Annotated in this window: 17 protein-coding genes; 7 read left to right on the top strand and 10 right to left on the bottom strand. The window is 73.2% G+C overall.

The features are described 5' to 3' along the window. Positions 1-19: 19 nt before the first annotated feature. The gene (locus tag JOD48_RS13125) at positions 20-973 is read right to left on the bottom strand and encodes a helix-turn-helix domain-containing protein (protein WP_204809506.1); all 954 of its coding nucleotides are present in this window, start codon (positions 971-973) and stop codon (positions 20-22) included. 89 nt (positions 974-1,062) lie between these two features. On the opposite strand from JOD48_RS13125, the gene JOD48_RS13120 reads away from it, so the two are divergent. Together JOD48_RS13120 and JOD48_RS13115 are read left to right on the top strand one after the other, a co-directional pair. After that, positions 1,063-1,263: a hypothetical protein gene (locus JOD48_RS13120; protein ID WP_191788920.1), complete on the top strand. Its 201-nt coding sequence runs from the start codon at positions 1,063-1,065 to the stop codon at positions 1,261-1,263. Between the two features lie 70 nt (positions 1,264-1,333). Beyond that, complete coding sequence (locus tag JOD48_RS13115) at positions 1,334-2,566, top strand: acyl-CoA thioesterase/BAAT N-terminal domain-containing protein (protein ID WP_191788921.1); 1,233 nt, start codon at positions 1,334-1,336, stop codon at positions 2,564-2,566. Between the two features lie 120 nt (positions 2,567-2,686). Here JOD48_RS13115 and mqo read toward each other — a convergent pair whose 3' ends face one another. After that, complete coding sequence (gene mqo, locus JOD48_RS13110; protein ID WP_204809505.1) at positions 2,687-4,192, bottom strand: malate dehydrogenase (quinone); 1,506 nt, start codon at positions 4,190-4,192, stop codon at positions 2,687-2,689. A gap of 239 nt (positions 4,193-4,431) precedes the next feature. Between mqo and nirB the strand changes: the two genes are divergently transcribed. Together nirB and nirD are read left to right on the top strand one after the other, a co-directional pair. Continuing rightward, positions 4,432-7,005: a nitrite reductase large subunit NirB gene (gene nirB, locus JOD48_RS13105; protein WP_191788923.1), complete on the top strand. Its 2,574-nt coding sequence runs from the start codon at positions 4,432-4,434 to the stop codon at positions 7,003-7,005. After that, positions 7,002-7,340: a nitrite reductase small subunit NirD gene (gene nirD / locus JOD48_RS13100; protein ID WP_191788924.1), complete on the top strand. Its 339-nt coding sequence runs from the start codon at positions 7,002-7,004 to the stop codon at positions 7,338-7,340. The genes nirB and nirD overlap by 4 nt, the downstream gene beginning before the upstream one ends. Here nirD and JOD48_RS13095 read toward each other — a convergent pair. From JOD48_RS13095 to JOD48_RS13085, 3 genes are read right to left on the bottom strand one after another with little or no spacing between them, the layout of a single operon-like run. Continuing rightward, the gene (locus tag JOD48_RS13095) at positions 7,330-8,175 is read right to left on the bottom strand and encodes a maleylpyruvate isomerase family mycothiol-dependent enzyme (RefSeq protein ID WP_204809504.1); all 846 of its coding nucleotides are present in this window, start codon (positions 8,173-8,175) and stop codon (positions 7,330-7,332) included. The genes nirD and JOD48_RS13095 overlap by 11 nt on opposite strands. After that, entirely contained in the window at positions 8,172-8,891 is a 720-nt protein-coding gene (locus tag JOD48_RS13090; protein WP_204809503.1) for a pyridoxine/pyridoxamine 5'-phosphate oxidase, read from the bottom strand. Before JOD48_RS13090 ends, JOD48_RS13095 begins: the two co-directional genes overlap by 4 nt. Then, positions 8,888-9,475 (bottom strand): TetR/AcrR family transcriptional regulator, encoded by a 588-nt coding sequence (locus JOD48_RS13085; protein ID WP_191788927.1) that lies wholly within the window; start codon positions 9,473-9,475, stop codon positions 8,888-8,890. Before JOD48_RS13085 ends, JOD48_RS13090 begins: the two co-directional genes overlap by 4 nt. 228 nt (positions 9,476-9,703) lie before the next feature. Between JOD48_RS13085 and bioB the strand changes: the two genes are divergently transcribed. The 3 genes from bioB (at position 9,704) to JOD48_RS13070 (ending at position 12,952) form a co-directional block, all read left to right on the top strand. Continuing rightward, on the top strand, positions 9,704-10,813 hold the full coding sequence (bioB, locus tag JOD48_RS13080; protein WP_204810583.1) for a biotin synthase BioB: 1,110 nt from the start codon (positions 9,704-9,706) through the stop codon (positions 10,811-10,813). A gap of 124 nt (positions 10,814-10,937) precedes the next feature. Continuing rightward, positions 10,938-11,552 carry a pyridoxamine 5'-phosphate oxidase family protein gene (locus JOD48_RS13075; protein WP_204809502.1) on the top strand — a complete coding sequence of 205 codons (615 nt, stop codon included), beginning with the start codon at positions 10,938-10,940 and terminating at the stop codon, positions 11,550-11,552. Beyond that, entirely contained in the window at positions 11,549-12,952 is a 1,404-nt protein-coding gene (locus JOD48_RS13070; RefSeq protein ID WP_204809501.1) for an MFS transporter, read from the top strand. The genes JOD48_RS13075 and JOD48_RS13070 overlap by 4 nt, the downstream gene beginning before the upstream one ends. 107 nt (positions 12,953-13,059) lie before the next feature. On the opposite strand, the gene JOD48_RS13065 is transcribed toward JOD48_RS13070, so the two are convergent. The 5 genes from JOD48_RS13065 to JOD48_RS13045 form a co-directional block, all read right to left on the bottom strand. Then, positions 13,060-13,452: a transcriptional regulator gene (locus tag JOD48_RS13065; RefSeq protein ID WP_204809499.1), complete on the bottom strand. Its 393-nt coding sequence runs from the start codon at positions 13,450-13,452 to the stop codon at positions 13,060-13,062. Continuing rightward, on the bottom strand, positions 13,449-14,006 hold the full coding sequence (locus JOD48_RS13060; RefSeq protein WP_204809497.1) for a hypothetical protein: 558 nt from the start codon (positions 14,004-14,006) through the stop codon (positions 13,449-13,451). Before JOD48_RS13060 ends, JOD48_RS13065 begins: the two co-directional genes overlap by 4 nt. A 12-nt stretch (positions 14,007-14,018) precedes the next feature. After that, a complete protein-coding gene (locus JOD48_RS13055; RefSeq protein ID WP_204809495.1) occupies positions 14,019-14,474 on the bottom strand; it encodes a hypothetical protein in 456 nt (151 codons plus the stop codon). Between the two features lie 65 nt (positions 14,475-14,539). Then, entirely contained in the window at positions 14,540-15,667 is a 1,128-nt protein-coding gene (locus JOD48_RS13050; RefSeq protein ID WP_204809493.1) for an aminopeptidase P family protein, read from the bottom strand. Positions 15,668-15,766: 99 nt separating this feature from the next. Further along, positions 15,767-16,600, bottom strand: coding sequence for a hypothetical protein (locus JOD48_RS13045; RefSeq protein ID WP_204809491.1), 834 nt, complete (start codon positions 16,598-16,600; stop codon positions 15,767-15,769). Positions 16,601-16,704 lie beyond the last annotated feature (104 nt).

The raw sequence follows: 16,704 nt of genomic DNA, 5'->3' as shown, positions 1-16,704 counted from the left end.
CGCCTCACCGGGTTGCGGGTCAGGACGCGTGCCGGAACGTCTGCCGGTAGTCCGTGGGCGGCACGCCGACCGCGCGGCGGAAGTGGTGCCGCAGCAGCGCGGCCGACCCGAACCCGCACAGCCGCGCGATCTCCTCGAGGTCGAGCCCCGACTCCTCGAGGAGGGTCCGCGCATGGTGCACGCGCTGGGTCGCGAGCCACTGCATGGGCGTCGTGCCCGTCTCGGCGACGAACGTCCGCGCGAACGTGCGCGTCGACAGGTGTGCGCGCCGCGCGAGGTCCTCGACCGTCTGCGGCTTGTCGAGGTGCTCGCTCATCCACGCGAGCACGTCGCGGATGCTCTGCTCCTCGCACACCGGCACGGGGCGGTCGATGTACTGGCGCTGCCCACCGTCGCGCTGGGGCGGGACGACCATGCGCCGCGCGATCGCGTTGGCGGCCGCGCTGCCGAACTCCTTGCGCACGATGTGCAGGCACGCGTCGATCCCGGCGGCCGTCCCCGCGCTCGTGACGATGTCGCCGTCGTCGACGAACAGCACGTCCGGGTCCACCTCGACCTGCGGGAACCGCGCCTTGAGGTCCTCCGCGTGGCGCCAGTGCGTCGTGATGCGGCGTCCGTCGACGAGCCCCGCCGCAGCGAGCAGGAACGCGCCCGAGCAGACGCTCAGCAGGACCGCGCCGCGGGCGTGGGCCGCGCGCAGTGCGTCGACGATCTCCGGCGGGTACTCGTCGCGGATGGTGAGCGCGGGGACCGCGACCAGGTCGGCGTCCTCGAGCGCGTCGAGCCCGTGGTCGGGGACCAGGGAGGCGCCCATGCTGGTGCGGACCGGCTCGCCCGCGACCGGGCCGCACACGCGGAAGTCGACCGGGGGGACGCCATCGTCCGTGCGGTCGAGGCCGAAGACCTCGCACACGACGCCGAACTCGAACGGGGCCAGTCCGTCGGCGACGACGGCCGCCACTGTGCGCAACATCCTTCGACGCTACGCCCGTGGCAGGATCTTGTCGACACCTGTCTCTCCTGCCACTCGTGCGGGTCGTGACGCCGGACCAGGCTGGATGCATGGACATCGTGGAGCTCGTGATGAGAGTGGTCGTGGTCGCGGCGCTCGTGGCGCCGCTCGTGGTGATGGCGCTCCGGCGCCCACCGGTCGGGGGTCGGTTCCCCGCCGGGACGAACGACGGCTGGAGCCTGCCGCCGGCCGGGCGGGGAGACCCGCGCCGACAGGTCGACCTGGTCGGTGCGCGAGGCCTTCGAGGATGAGACCAAGGCTGCGCCGACCGTCCGGCGTGGTGGGTTGTGCCGAATTGGTGAGGTACGGGAACATTTGCCCATGGCCTCCCGACGACGTGACCATGTCCCTGCCGTTGCCCTCCTGCTGACCGCTTCGCTGCTGGCTCTCGCGGCGTGCTCTGCGTCGCCCGAGCAGGAACCGGCGATCGAGGTCGCCCCGCAGGACGGGGCGTTCGACCCGCTCGCGATCACGCTGACCGGGCTCGGCGCGGGTCGCGAGGTGCGACTGGTCGCGACGACGGAGCTCGAGGGGAGCGCGATGTCGTCGCGTGCGACGTTCGTGGCGGACGAGGACGGGCGGGTGGACCTCGCGACGACGGCACCGACCGAAGGGTCGTGGACGACGGCCGACGCGATGGGACCGTTCTGGTCGATGAACCGTGCCAGCCTGGCTGCCCTGTCGGCAGACGTCGACGTCCGCCTCGTCGTGAGCGCCGACGACGATGTACTTGCCGAGGCCGTCGTCGAGCGGCGCGGCTACGGGGCCGACGTCGATGTCCAGGACGTGACCGACGACGGCATGGTCGCCGCCTACGCCGTGCCGGACGGGCTCTCGGCCGACGCCTCGTTGCCGGCCGTGCTCGTGTTCAGCGGCTCAGAGGGGGGACTGGGCAACGCCCGTGCCACCGCCATCTCGTTGGCCGCGCTCGGGTACCCGGCGCTGGCGATCAGCTACTTCAAGAGCCCCGGGCAGCCGCCGCAGCTGGAGAACGTGCCCGTCGAGACCTTCCTCACCGGGCTCGCGTGGCTGCGGGAGCAGCCCGGCGTCGACACCGAACGGGTGTTCACGTTCGGCCAGTCCCGTGGCGGGGAGATGGCGCTCTGGCTCGCCGCGAACCACCCCGACGAGGTGTACGGCGCGTTCGCGCCGACTGGGGCGGGCCGCCTGTACTGCGGGTACCCGAACCACGGGGTGCCCGCCTGGACTCTTGCTGGAGAGGGCCTGCCGTGCGCCGAGTATCGGTGGGGCGTCCCGCCACCTCCGGAGGCGGTCGTGGACGTCGACGCGATCGTCGGCCCCACGGTGCTCGCGTGCGGGAGGGCGGACCCCGTGTGGGAAGCGTGCCTGCTGCTCACGGAGGCGACGTCTCGGTTCAGTGACCCGACGCAGGTGCGCGCGATCGTGCAGGAGGACGCGGGACACTTCATCGTCCCGGCCCCGTACCAGCCCATCGCCCTGGACGAGCCGGGCGCGGAACCGGCAGCGACGCACCAGGCCCGTGTCGACCTCTGGAACGCCGTCGCCGACGTGCTCGCACAGGCGCGGCAGTAGGCGCCGCCCATCCGCTGGGCCGGAGGCTACGGTGCCCCGCGCGGCACGAGGGCCTCGCACAGCACGACGCCCCGGTCTCCACGAAGGAGACCGGGGCGCCGGTGCGTTGCGGGGACGGGGTCAGCGGGCGCCGACCGCCTCCTCCGAGGGCCCCGCGGAGGCGGAGAGCGAGTCGAGCTCGGTCGCCTCCCACGTGGCCTGGCCGAGGCTCGGGATCATGGCCCCGAGCGCGGGGCGCCACGTGGCGAACTGCTGCGGGAAGCAGCGCTCGAGCACGTCGATCATCGCGGGCACCGCGGTCGAGGCGCCCGGCGAGGCGCCGAGCAGGCCGGCGATCGAGCCGTCCGCGGCCGCGATGACCTCGGTGCCGAACTCGAGCACACCGCCCTTGGCGGGGTCCTTCTTGATGACCTGCACGCGCTGGCCCGCGGTGATCTTCTCCCAGTCCTTGGGGTGAGCCGTGGGCATGAAGGCCTGGAGCGCCGTGAACTTGGCCTCGGGGCTCGCGACGAGCTGACCGACCAGGTACTGCGTGAGGTCGATGTTCTTGAGGCCTGCGCCGAGCATGGACCCGATGTTGTGGGTCCGCAGCGAGGTGAAGAGGTCGAGCAGCGACCCCTTCTTGAGGTACTTGGGGCTGAACCCGGCGTAGGGGCCGAACATCAGGTACGTCTTGCCGTCGACCACGCGCGTGTCGAGGTGCGGGACGGACATGGGCGGCGAGCCGACGTCGGCCTTGCCGTACACCTTGGCCTGGTGCTGGGCGACGATCTCCGGGTTGTCGGTGCGCAGGAACTCGCCGCTGATGGGGAAGCCGCCGTAGCCCTTGGCCTCCTTGATCCCGGCCTTCTGCAGCAGCGGCAGGGCGCCGCCGCCCGCGCCGACGAACACGAAGCGGGCGTTGACGGTGCGCGGCCCCTGCTTGGCGTTCCAGGACACGTCCTTGACGGTGACGTCCCAGGTGCCGTCCTTGCGCTTCTTGAGGCGGTTGACCTCGTGCTGGAGGTTGAGCTCGACGTCGTGGGCCGTGAGGAAGTCGAAGAGCTGCGAGGTGAGCGCGCCGAAGTCGACGTCCGTGCCGCTCGTCGCACGGGTCGCGGCGACGGCCTCGTCGCCGTCCCGGTCGAGGACCAGCAGGGGTGCCCACTGCGCGATGACCGCGGGGTCGTCGGTGAACTCGAGCTCGCTGAACAGCGGGTGGGCGCTCAGCGCGGTGAAGCGGCGCTTGAGGTAGTCCACGTTGGCCGCGCCGCGCACGAACGTCATGTGCGGGGTGTGGCTGATGAAGCTCGCGGGCTCGGGCAGGTGGCCCCCGGTGAGCAGGTGGTGCCAGAACTCGCGCGACACCTCGAACTGCTCGTTGATCGTGACCGCCTTGGAGATCTCGATGGTCCCGTCGGCCTTCTCGGGGGTGTAGTTCAGCTCGCAGAGCGCAGCGTGGCCGGTGCCAGCGTTGTTCCACGGGTTGGAGGACTCCTGGGCTACCGCGTCGAGGCGCTCGAAGACCTTGATGGTCCACGTGGGCTCGAGGAGCTTCAGGAGGGCGCCGAGGGTCGCACTCATGATGCCGCCGCCGATGAGGGCTACGTCGATGGTGTTCTGACCCGTTGTCTTCTTAGTCGCCACCGCTCGATTTTACGCTTGTGAAGGAGTGCACATGCTGTGCCGTCCGTCACGGTCGTGCGTCACACTTTTTCGGGACCAAGGTCCCTGGACGTCGCGTCCTAGGTCCTCGCGACGCGCTGATCTGGTGTTTTGACCAGAAACCTCGTATCTATGCGCCAGGATGGTCACGACGGTCGCACCCGCCCCCCGCGACCCGACTCGCCCCGTCCGCGCCCGACCCTTCTCGTGAGGCCCCCCACATGAGCACTCCCACCCCCGGCCGCGTCGTGGTGGTCGGCGCCGGCATGGTCGCCCACCGGTTCGTGAGCCAGATGATCGCACGCTCTCCCGAGGGGGCGTGGCACGTGTCCGTCGTCGGGGACGAGGACCGTGCCCCGTACGACCGCGTGCACCTGTCCGAGTACTTCACGGGCCGCTCGGCGGACGACCTGACGATGGAGCCCTCGGTCTGGGACGACTCGCGCACCGAGCTGGTCACGGGCGACGCGGTCGCGGCAGTGGACCGCGAGACGCAGACCGTCACGACGAGGTCCGGGCGCGTGCTCGCCTACGACCACCTGGTCCTGGCCACGGGCTCCTGGGCCTGGACCCCGCGCACCGAGGGCACCGACCTGCCGGGCGTGTTCAGCTATCGCACCCTGGCCGACCTGGAGGGGCTGCGCGAGTACGTCGGGCTGCGCACCGCACGCCTGGGGCGTCCGCTGCACGGCGTCGTCGTCGGGGGAGGCGTGCTGGGGCTCGAGGCCGCGGCCGCGCTCCAGACCCTCGGCGCGGCCGCGACCGTCGTGGAGTTCGCCGACCGCCTCATGAGCGTCCAGCTCGACGACGCGGGCGGCGAGGCGCTGCGCGTGCTCGTGACCGACCGCGGCATCGACGTCCGTACCTCGACCGGCGCCACGGGGCTCTCGGCCGCGGGCGACGGCGCGGTGGGCGGTATGGACCTGTCGGACGGGTCGCGGATCCCCGCCGACGTCGTGATCTTCTCGACCGGCATCCGGCCCCGGGACCGCGTCGCGCGCGAGGCGGGCCTCGCGATCGGCGAGCGCGGCGGCGTCGTCGTCGGTGCGGCGTGCCACACCTCGGACCCCGCCGTGTGGGCCATCGGGGAGTGCGCGTCGTTCGAGGACCAGTGCGTGGGCCTGGTCGCACCGGGCAACGCCATGGCCGACGTCGTCGTCGACCGGCTGCTCGGCGGCAGCGCGACCTACTCCCCGGCGCCCGAGGGGACCAAGCTCAAGGGCGTCGACATCGAGGCGGCGAGCTTCGGCGACGTGTTCGGGCTGACGCCCGGCGCGCTCGAGGTCACGTTCGCCGACCCGGTCGCGCGGACCTACCGCAAGCTCGTCGTCTCGGACGACGCACGGACCCTGCTCGGCGGCGTGTTCGTGGGCGACGCGGCCCTCTACTCGTCGCTGCGCCCCCTGCTGGGGCGTTCGCTGGGCGCCGACCCGTCGGCGTTCCTCGCCCCGGAGGGCGGCGCCCCGGCGCTCGGCGGCGACCTGCCCGACGACGTCGTGGTCTGCTCGTGCGCGAACGTCACCGCCGGGACGGTCCGCGGGGCGGTGACCGAGCACGGCTGCACGAGCCTGGGCGAGGTCAAGGCGTGCACCAAGGCAGGGACCGTGTGCGGGTCGTGCGTGCCCGTGCTCACCAAGATCGTCAACACGACGCTCGAGGCGGCCGGCGTCACGGTGTCGAACGCGATGTGCGAGCACTTCACGATGTCCCGCGCCGAGCTCTTCGCGCTCGTGCGGCAGGACGGGCTGCGCACCTTCACCCAGATCGTCGCGGCGCACGGCACGGGCCGCGGCTGCGTGGTCTGCAAGCCGGTCGTCGCTTCGATCCTCGCGTCGCTGTGGGGCGGGTACATCCTCGACGGCGAGCAGGCTGCGCTCCAGGACACCAACGACCGCGCACTGGCCAACCTGCAGAAGGACGGCACGTACTCGGTGGTGCCGCGCGTCCCCGCGGGGGAGATCACGCCCGAGAAGCTCATCGTGATCGGGCAGGTCGCGCAGGACTTCGGCCTGTACACGCGCGTGACGGGCGCCCAGCGGATCGGGCTCTTCGGGGCCCGGATCGACCAGCTCCCGGAGATCTGGCGCCGGCTGGTCGACGCGGGCATGGAGTCGGGGCAGGCGTACGGCAAGTCGCTGCGCGCGGTGAAGTCGTGCGTGGGTTCCTCGTGGTGCCGGTTCGGGGTGCAGGACTCGGTGGGCATGGCCGTGCGTCTCGAGCTCCGCTACCGGGGGCTGCGGTCGCCGCACAAGTTCAAGATCGGTGTCTCGGGCTGTGCGCGCGAGTGCGCCGAGGCGCGCGGCAAGGACGTGGGCGTGATCGCGACCGAGAAGGGCTGGAACGTGTACGTGGGCGGCAACGGCGGCTTCTCGCCCCGGCACGCCGAGCTGCTCGCGGAGGACCTCGACGACGAGACGCTCGTCGCGGTGGTCGACCGCTTCCTCGCGTACTACGTCCGGACCGCGGACCGCCTGCAGCGCACGGCCCCCTGGGTCGCGGACTTCCCCGGCGGGATCGTCGAGCTGCGCAAGGTCCTGGTCGAGGACTCGCTGGGCATCGCGGCCGACCTCGAGGCCGAGGTCGCGCGGCACGTCGAGTCGTACGTCGACGAGTGGGCGCAGACCCTCGACGACCCGGACCGGCTGTCGCGGTTCGTGTCGTTCGTCAACGCACCCGACCAGCACGACCCGGACCTCGCCTACACGGGCGTGCGCGGGCAGGTGCGACCGGCCCGCCCCGGCGAGCCGTCCGACAACAACCCGGTGATCGCCCGCACGGTGGAGGTCCGCAAGTGAGCGCGACGGCATGGACGACGGTCTGCCCCTTCGAGCGGCTCGTGCCCGAGCGCGGCGTCGCCGCGCTGGTCGACGGCACCCAGGTCGCGGTGTTCCGCCTGGCCGACGACCGGCTGTTCGCGGTCCAGCAGCGCGACCCCTACTCGGGGGCCAACGTGCTCTCGCGCGGCATCGTCGGTTCGGCGGGCGAGACCCCGACCATCACCTCGCCCATGTACAAGCAGGTCTGGGACCTGACGACGGGGCGGTGCCTCGACCCGAGCGGCAAGGAGCCCGAGGCCCTGGCGACCTTCGAGGTCGCGGTCGAGGACGGGACGGTCCTGGTCAGGGCCTGACCGGCGCTCGGCGGCGCACGGGGACGCCCGACGGCCAGGGCGCGAGCGGGGGCAGGTCCACCGCGACCCCGCCGCGGCGTGCGACCGGGGTGGTGGCGCTCTCGCGTCCTGCGAGCCACGCGGCGACGTCCGCCGCGGAACCCGTCACGGTCGTGAGCGTGTCGTCTGCTCCCGGGGCGGCGGCCCGCACGCCCTCGGGCCCGACGACGGCGCGCGCCCCGTCCTCGTCCCGCGCCACGAGCACGGGCTCGGCCAGGCGCAGGCCCAGGAAGTCGAGCAGGTGGTCGGTGAAGGCGAGCCCCCAGGTCGCGGACGGCGTGAGTCCCTGGGCGGTACTGACCTCGCCCAGGTCGGTCGCGTGGATGCGGACCTCTCGCCACCAGCAGTCGAGGACGTCGGCGACCGCCCCGTCGCGATACGTCACGGGTGCGTCCCACCCCGTGCGGTCGGTCAGGTCCCAGGCCGCGTCGAGCCGTGCGCCTGCCGCCCCGAGCGCGTCGAGGTGCTCGTCGCGCGAGCGGGTCGCGCCGGACTCGATCCCCGCCGCGCGGCCCTCGGCCCCGCCCTCGTAGACCTCGGCCGTCTCGCCGCGGGCTGCGAGCTCGGCCTGGCGGGCGAGCGCGTCGCCGACCATCGCGACGTGGGAGAGCACGTGCCCGACGGTCCACCCGTCGAGCGCGCTGGGGGAGCGGAGCGCGGCGTCGTCGAGCGTGCGGACGGCCTCGACGAGCTGGTGCAGCGCGGCACCCGCGTCGGCGCGTGCGGCGCGCGTCGCGTCGGAGGTGGTGTGCGTGCCGGTGATGCTCGTGCTGGTGTCCTGCGTGGTCCTCGTCATGGCCAGAGCAGCCCCTTCTCCCAGTCGTGGCCGACCGCGCGGTAGCGCAGCCGGGTCTGTCCGCGGTCGTCCGACGCCTGCCAGAACTCGACCGACGTCGGCGCGAGCGCGTAGGCGGTCCAGGTGGGCTCGATCAGCGTCGGGTCGTGCTGTGCGCGGGCGAGCGCGCCCGCGAAGGCATCCCGGTACTCCTGCCGGGACGCGAGGGCCTCGCTCTGGTGGCCCACGAGCGCGGCGGCGCGCGAGCCGTCCGAGCGGGCGAGGAAGTCCGCCGCGCTCGTCGCGGGGTCGGCGGGCGTCACAGGCCCGGTGACGCGGACCTGGCGTCCCAGGACTGGCCAGAGGAACGTGAGGGCGGCGTGCGGGTTCTCTGCGAGGTCGCGGGCCTTGGGGCTCGTCGAGCCGGTCGCGAACCACCATCCCGAGGGGTCGACGTCCTTGAGGATCACGGTGCGCGCGTGCACCTCGCCGGAGGCCCCGGCGGTCGCCAGCGTCATGGCGTGGGGGAGCGGCGCCCCGGCGTCGATCGCCTCCTCGATCCAGGCGCGGAACAGCGTCACGGGGTCCGACGGCGTCGCGTCCGGTTCGAGGGTCGGCAGTCCCGGGGCGAAGGTCGGCAGGGCGCGGAGGCGCTCACGGAGCGACGAGGGCTCACGGGCGGAGCGCTCGTCCCGGGTGTCGCCGGGGCCTGGCGAGCCGTGCGGCCCGGCGCTCATCGACGTGCCGCCGTGCTCGGGTCCAGCGCCGGTTCGAGCATCGACACGAACCCCTCGACCGCGGCGCTCATCGCCGCCGGGTCGTCGAGGGCCCGCGCGAGCACGTACCCGCCCTGGACGATCGCGACCGCCGCGTACGCGCGGTCGTGCGCGGCGTCGTCGGGCAGGCCGGTCTCCTCGAAGACCGCCTGGACCCGCGCGACCAGGCCCGCGAAGTAGTCGCGGACGGGGCCGCGCAGCTCGTCGTCCGACATGACCGACGGGTCGCTCGTCAGGCGCCCGACCTTGCAGCCCGCGAGCGCCGGACGCGGCCGTTCGAGGTAGGCCACGAGGCGTTCGGCGGGTGAGCGGTCGGCGTCCTCGAGGTCGCTCGCGACGGACGAGAGGGCGTCGTGGGTGGTCGCGCTGATCGCGGCGAGCGAGAGGTCGTGCTTGGTGGGGAAGTGGTGGTAGAGGCTGCCCTGCCCCACGCCGCTCGCCTCGAGGACCTGGCGCGGGCTCGTGCCCTCGACGCCCTGTGCCCAGAACAGGTCGCGGGCCGCGCGCACGAGGCGCTCGCGGCTCGGGAGGTCGGTGTCGGTCATGCCGACACCATACCTACCTCTAGGTATGGTGTCGAGACCTCGGCTGTCGCCAACGTGCGGGCGAGGGCCTTGGAGGAACCCCACGACGGGCTGTGGTCCGGCCCAAGAAGAAGCGGCTCGCCTTGTCGGGGCAGGCCGGGGAGAGGTAGCTGGCGCGCGAGGAGGATCGTGGTCGTGAAGCTCTCCTCCGACCACGACGACACCGGTCCTGCGGACGTCCGCGACCTCCTGGACACCCTCGTCGCCCGCGGCCTCGCCGGCACCGCGCCGACGCGCGCCGAGGCGGTGGCCGTCCTGCGGACGAGCGACGACGACCTGCTCGACGTCGTCGCTGCGGCCGGGCGCGTGCGTCGCCACCGGTTCGGCCGTCGGGTGCGGCTCAACTACCTGGTCAACCTGAGGTCGGGCCTGTGCCCCGAGGACTGCTCGTACTGCTCGCAGCGCCTCGGGTCCACGGCACAGGTCCTGAAGTACTCGTGGCTGAGCACCGAGGACGCGGTCGCCGCCGCCCGGGCCGGGGTCGCAGGCGGCGCCCGTCGCGTCTGCCTCGTCGCGAGCGGGCGCGGGCCGAGCGACCGCGACGTGGCACGGGTGTCCGCGATGGTCGACGGGATCAAGCGCGAGCACCCCGACGTCGAGGTCTGTGCGTGCCTCGGCCTGCTCCGCGACGGCCAGGCCGACCGGCTGGCCGCAGCGGGCGCCGACGCGTACAACCACAACCTCAACACGTCCGAGGCGACGTACGCCGACATCTGCACCACGCACGAGTACGCGGACCGCGTCGAGACGGTCGAACGGGCGAGGGGCGCCGGGCTCTCGCCCTGCTCGGGGCTCATCGCGGGCATGGGCGAGAGCGACGAGGACCTCGTCGACGTCGCGTTCGCGCTGCGCGACCTCGGGGCGGACTCCGTGCCCGTCAACTTCCTCGTGCCGTTCGACGGGACGCCCCTCGCGGGGACGTGGGACCTCACGCCCCAGCGGTGCCTGCGCATCCTCGCCATGGTGCGCTTCGTGTGCCCCACGGCAGAGCTCCGCCTCGCGGCCGGGCGCGAGGTGCACCTGCGCTCGCTCCAGCCGCTCGCGCTGGAGATGGTGAGCTCGATCTTCCTGGGCGACTACCTCACGAGCGAAGGGCAGGCCGCGCAGGCGGACCACGGCCTGCTCGCCGACGGAGGTTTCGAGGTCGAGACGGCGCGCGCCGACGACGGTGCCCCCCTGGACGGGCCAGGCACGCGGATCGTGGCGAGGGACGGTGGCGCCCCGTCGGGCGAGGCGGGCGGGACAGGGGTCACGGTCCGCCGTCGTGGAACCGGGACGACCGTTGCCCCGAACGCGTGAGCGCTGCCACCGGTGCGACCCGAGAGGGCGGCCCTCGCCCCGAGCTGCCGATGAGTTCGGGCGCCCGCGCCGGTCGGAGAGGGACGGTGTGGCGACGGAGCCACCCAGAGACGGAGGATCTCCCATGGCCGCAGAACCCGACCAGCCCGCCGCCGAGTCCGCCCAGCCCGTCGAGCCCGGCGGGGCGCCCGCCGGGGTCCTCATGACGGACTTCTCGTCCCCCGGCGCTGCACCGACCTCCTGGGCCGACGCCCTGGCTCAGCTCCAGGGCGCCGAGATCTTCTGGCTGTCCACCGTCCGCCCCGACGGGCGCCCGCACGTCACTCCGCTCATCGCGGTCTGGGCCGACGGGGCGCTCCACTTCTGCACCGGCCGCACCGAGCGCAAGGCGCTCAACCTCGCGGCGAACCCCGGGTGCGTGCTGACCACCGGGACCAACCTCCTGAGCGCGGGGCTCGACGTCGTGCTCGACGGGGCCGCCGAGCGGATCACCGAGCACCACCTGCTGCAACGCCTGGCCGACCGCTGGGCGTGCAAGTACGACTGGCACTTCGAGGTGCGAGACGGCGCCTTCTGGGACAGCGAGGCGCCCGCGGACGGCTCCGAGCCCGGCGAGCAGGCCACCGTGGAGGCGTACGTCTTCCGGGTGCAGCCCACGACGGTCTACGCGTACGGGCGCGGCGAGGACTACACCGCGACCCGGTGGCGCTTCGAGGACGGGGCTAGCGTGGAGCCGTGACACCCGCCCAGCGCCGTGTGCTGCTCGTCGCGATCCTCGCCTCGTTCGTGTCGTTCCTCGACGGGACGGTGGTCAACGTCGCGCTGCCCGCGATCGCCGACGAGCTGGCCGGGGGAGTGCTCGACGGGCTCGCGCTCCAGCAGTGGGTCGTCGACGCGTACCTCATCACGCTCGGGTCGCTCATCCTCGTGGCGGGTTCGCTGTCCGACGTCCACGGGCGCCGCCGCGTCATGTGGTGGGGGCTCGTCGGGTTCGCGCTCACGTCGGTGCTGTGCGCGCTGGCCCCGACGGGCGTCGTGCTCGTGGTCGCGCGCGGGCTGCAGGGCATCGCGGGCGCGCTGCTCGTACCGAGCTCGCTCGCGATGATCATCTCCTCGTTCAGCGGCGCCGCGCAGGCCAAGGCGATCGGCACCTGGACCGCGTGGACCGGCACCGCGATGATCGCCGGACCCCTGCTCGGCGGCGTGCTCGTCGACACGCTGTCCTGGCGCTGGGTGTTCGGCATCAACCTCCTGCCCGTCGCGGTCACGCTGTGGATCCTGCGCGGCATGGAGGAGGGCGACACCGAGACCGGTCGGCGCATCGACGTGCGCGGAGCGGTGCTCGCGGCCGTCGGGCTCGCCGGGCCCGTCTTCGCGCTCATCGAGCACGGGCGCTTCGGGTGGGGCAGCCCGGTCGTGTGGGTGCCGCTCGTCGTCGGGATCGCGGCGCTCGTGGCGTTCCTCGTCTGGGAGCGGCGCGCCCCTGACCCCATGCTGCCGCTGTCCCTGTTCTCGGTGCGCAACTTCGCCGCGGGCAACGTCGCGACGGCCGCGATCTACGGGGCGCTCGCGTTCGGCGGGTTCGCCGTGACCCTGTTCGTCCAGCAGGTCGCCGGGTACAGCGCGACCCTCGCGGGCCTCGCCCTGCTGCCGGTGACGCTGCTCATGCTGTTCCTGTCGTCGCGCTTCGGGGCGCTCGCGGGCCGGTACGGGCCGCGCCTGTTCATGACGGTGGGCCCCCTGATCGCGGGCTGCGGGTACCTGCTCATGCTCACCACGACCGCCGAGGCGAGCTACTTCACGCAGCTCCTGCCCGGCATCCTGCTGTTCGGCCTGGGGCTCGCCGTCACGGTGGCGCCCCTGACCGCGGCGATCCTCGGCTCGATCCCGGCCGCGGACGCGGGCATCGGGTCGGCCGTGAACAACGCGGTCTCGCGCATCGCGGGCCTCGTGGTCATCGCGTGCGCGGGGATCGTCATCGGACCCGTGCTCGACGTCGCAGGGTTCCACCGCGCACTGATCGTCACGGCCGCGCTGCTCGTCGCGGGCGGCCTCGTGAGCTGGGCGGGCATCCGCAACGAGCAGGTCGTGGCGGCGGGGGCCGATTCTGCGGAGAGCGCGGACGCGGCCGAGGCCTGACGCGGCGGGGGTGAGGCGGCCGGAGGCCGCTGTGCAGCCCGGTCACGAGGGCCCCGCCCGTGGTCAGTCCGTGGGGTGCTCTGTCGGGCGCCGACGGCCTGTCGGCGTCACGACGAGGCGTCGTGTCCTGCGGCGCGGGAGCCGTCGCCGTGGGGCGTGCTCGGCGCGTCCGACGCGTCGACGGGTCGTCCCACCGCCGCGAGCAGCCCGTGCAGGAGCTCGACCTCGAGGATCAGGGCCTGCCTGCCCCGGGGGGTGATGCGTGCCCAGGTGCGTGCCCGGCGGCCGTCGCTGCCCTTGCGGAGCTCGACGTACCCGCTCGTGACGAGGACTTCGAGGTGTCGCCCGAGGTTGCCGTCCGTGAGGCCCAACGCGCGCTTGAGGTGCGCGAAGTCAGCGTCGCGCGTCTCGGCGAGGATCGCGAGGATGCCGAGGCGTGCGCGTTGGTGGACCGTCTCGTCGAGGCGGGAGAGTGGATGCTGCTCCGGTGGCGTGCTCACGCCGCGGCTTCCTGCGTGTTCTTTCGCTCGCGTACGAACGCGGCGACGGTGAGGGCGAGCAGGACGACCGTGACGAGGACCAGGCCGCCCCCGCGGCTGCCCAGGACGGGAGCGAGGCTCTCGAGCGGGCTGTGGACGACGAGCGGGCTGACGACCAGGAGCCCGAGCCCCGGTGCCAGGAGCCACAGGTCCCGGGCTCGCCAGCCGAGCGAGACGAGCCCGACGCCGAGGAGGAGGCTCGCTCCCACGAAGATCGAGAGGACGGGTCCAGGGAAGAAGGTCAGGGCGAGCATGGTGAGCGCGAGCAGCCCGTACCGGTCGCGACCAGTGCCGACCCCGAGCGCCTGCCGCTGGACCCGCATGCCGATGAACAGTGTCCCGAAGGCGACCGCCGGGACGAATGCCTGGGGGAAGATCCACCAGTCGGTGGCGATCTCGCAGTAGGCCAGGAACCCCACGCCGAGGGTCGTCACGAAGAGCGGGAGCGACGCCGCGTGACGCACGGCTCGCTGCTGGGCCTGGAGGTCGGCGACGTACTGGGCCGTGGTCGTCATGCGTGAACTCTGTCAGGCAGAGTAAATGGGGTCAACCTCCGCACCGGCCGCGGGGACGGATCCGTCCACGATCCCGGCAGCAAGTGGTGATCCGAGCAGGACCACGACCACCAGCGTGAGCACGCTCGCTGCGACGAGCACCGCGCACGCGGCGACGACCCGCGGAGCGGGCACGGAGGTGCGCCCGGACCGCGCGACGAACCGGAACACCGCAGCGGCGGCGAGGAGTGCGAGGAGGATCCCAGTCCCGGCGACGAAGAGCGCCCGCTCGCGCTCGCCGTCGAGCAAGCCGCTCGACGCGCCTGACCAGTTCTCCACGTAGCGGTACCGGGCCACCGACAGGCCGATCGCGAGGGCGGGGACGGCGCCGACGAGGGTCGCGCCGACGGTCGCGATCGCGCACACGACGAGCCCGCGTCGCGCGCTGCTCGTGCCCTGGTCCGCGGCGGTAGGTGCCTCAGAGATCATGCGACGAACCTAGCGGGCGCACGCACGCTGCGGGCCACCCGTCCGCCCGGCCCTCGCGGGGCGGCCTACTCGACCACGTGCAGGTCGTGCGGTGCGTTGTTGAGGCGACGGGCGCCGTCGGGCAGGTCGTCCGGGAACGCGACCACGATGTCCTCGATGCGCACCCCGAAGTTCCCCGACAGGTAGATTCCGGGCTCGACCGAGAAGCACATGCCGGACACGATCGGCTGCTCCTCGCCCTCGATCATGTAGGGCGGCTCGTGCGTCGTGAGCCCGATCCCGTGGCCCGTGCGGTGGATGAACTGCTCGCCGTACCCGGCCTCGGTGATGACTGCTCGGGCGGCGCGGTCGACGTCCTGGCACGTCGCGCCGGGCCGCACCGCGTCGACCCCGGCCTGCTGCGCGGCTCGCACGACCTCGAAGACCTCGCGCTGCTGGTCCGTGACGTCGCCCCCGACGTGCACCATGCGCGTCATGTCCGAGCCGTAGCCGTCCTTGAGGCCGCCGAAGTCGAGCACGACCATGTCGCCCTCCTGGATGACCCGGTCGCCCGCCTCGTGGTGGGGGTTGGCGCCGTTGGGCCCCGAGCCGACGACCGTGAAGTCGACCTGCGAGTGCCCGTGGTCGCGCAGGAAGCCCGCGAGGTCCGCCGCGACGTCGAGCTCGCGGCGCCCGCTGAAACGGATCTCGACGATGTCGGCGAACGTCGCGTCGTTCGCCGCGCCCGCGGCCGCGAGGCGCTCGATCTCGTCGGGTCCCTTGACCGCGCGCAGCATGGGCAGGGCCTGCGTCATCGCCGAGTACGACGAGCCCGGCAGCGTGCGCTGGAGCCCCAGCAGGTGCATGGCCCACGCCGAGTCGGAGATCGCGTAGTGCCCCGCGGTGTCGAGCAGGTCGGCCGTGACCGCGTACTCGTCGACCCCGTCGGTCCACGCCGTGACGTGCAGGGTCGCGGCACCGGCCGCACGGTCGAGGTCGGGGCGCTCGAGGACGGGCACCACGATCGACGCCTCGCCCTCGGCCGGGACCACGAGCAGCGTGATGCGCTCGGTCATGGCCGTGGGCGTGTACCCCGTGAAGTACGTCATGTCCGGCCCGGGGGTGACGAGCACCCCGGCGAGCCCGGCGTCCCGGGCCTGGGCGGCCGCGCGGTCGATGCGCGCGGCGAAGTCCTGTGCGGTGAACTCCCTCATGGGGCCAGCCTGCCACCGCTCTCGCCGGTGCGCCGGGCGAGGTGCCCGACGGCGGAGCCCGTCCCGGGTGCGCGGCTCGCCGTTGGGCGGTGCCGGCGCTCAGGCCTTGCGGTGCTCCGCGACCCCGCGCAGCGCCTCGTGGCGGGTCCGCAGCTCCTCGCGGCCCTCGCGGGTGATCTGCGCCCAGTTCCGGTTCTTCGTGATCCGGGCATGGACCAGGCTCGCCTCGGTGAGGTCGTGGAGGCGGGCCGCGAGGTTGCGCTCCTCGATGCCCGTGAGACGGGCGAGCGCGGGCTGGTCGGCCTCGTCGGCGTCGCCGAGCACCGCGAGCACGCGCAGGTTGTCGGTCGCGGGGTCGCCGATGCTCAGGGCGCCATCCCCGGCGGCGAGGGTCTGGCGCTCACCGCGCAGGGCCACCAGTGCGGCTGCCAGCAGGGCGAGGCCCAGAGCGATCATCGCCATGAGGCCGGGCGTCGAGAGCGGGAGGAAGAGCGGCGACGAGAGGGTCGCGATCCCGAACGACGCGGCCATCGTCGCGAGCCCTGCCACCCACAGGAACCGGTCGGAGGCGCGCAGCCCCAGGACGACGAGGCCGAGCCCTGCGAGGAAGGGGACGCCCGTCGTCCAGATGATCCAGGGGAGGAAGAAGGCGATCAGTGCGCTCAGGACGAGCGCGATCCCGTACCCGTCGCTCCCGACGCCCACCCCCGAGGGCAGCCGCAGGGCGAAGGCCACGACGTACGTCGCGAGGAACCCTGCTGCGGGCACGAGCATGACGAGCCAGAACCAGCTGCCGTCGAGCAGGCCCATCCCCGCGACGACCAGCACGGCCAGCCCGCAGACGGCGAGAGGGAGCGAGCGGGCATGTCGTGCGGCGCGGGTCCGCAGGCGTGCGGAGTCGGCGGCGACGAGGGCGGGGACGGTGGCGGACATGGGCTTCACGGTACGTCACCGACCGGCCGCGGGGCGCGGACCCCTGGTGCGCGACGCGCAGCGAGTCGCACGAGGGATCCGCACCCCGCCGGAGCGGGACGGGC

The sequence above is a fragment of the Oerskovia paurometabola genome, assembly GCF_016907365.1.
In the GTDB taxonomy this organism is placed as follows: Bacteria; Actinomycetota; Actinomycetes; order Actinomycetales; family Cellulomonadaceae; genus Oerskovia; species Oerskovia paurometabola.
Note: the sequence above shows the minus strand (reverse complement) of the source record. Positions and strands in the feature narration are given on the sequence as shown.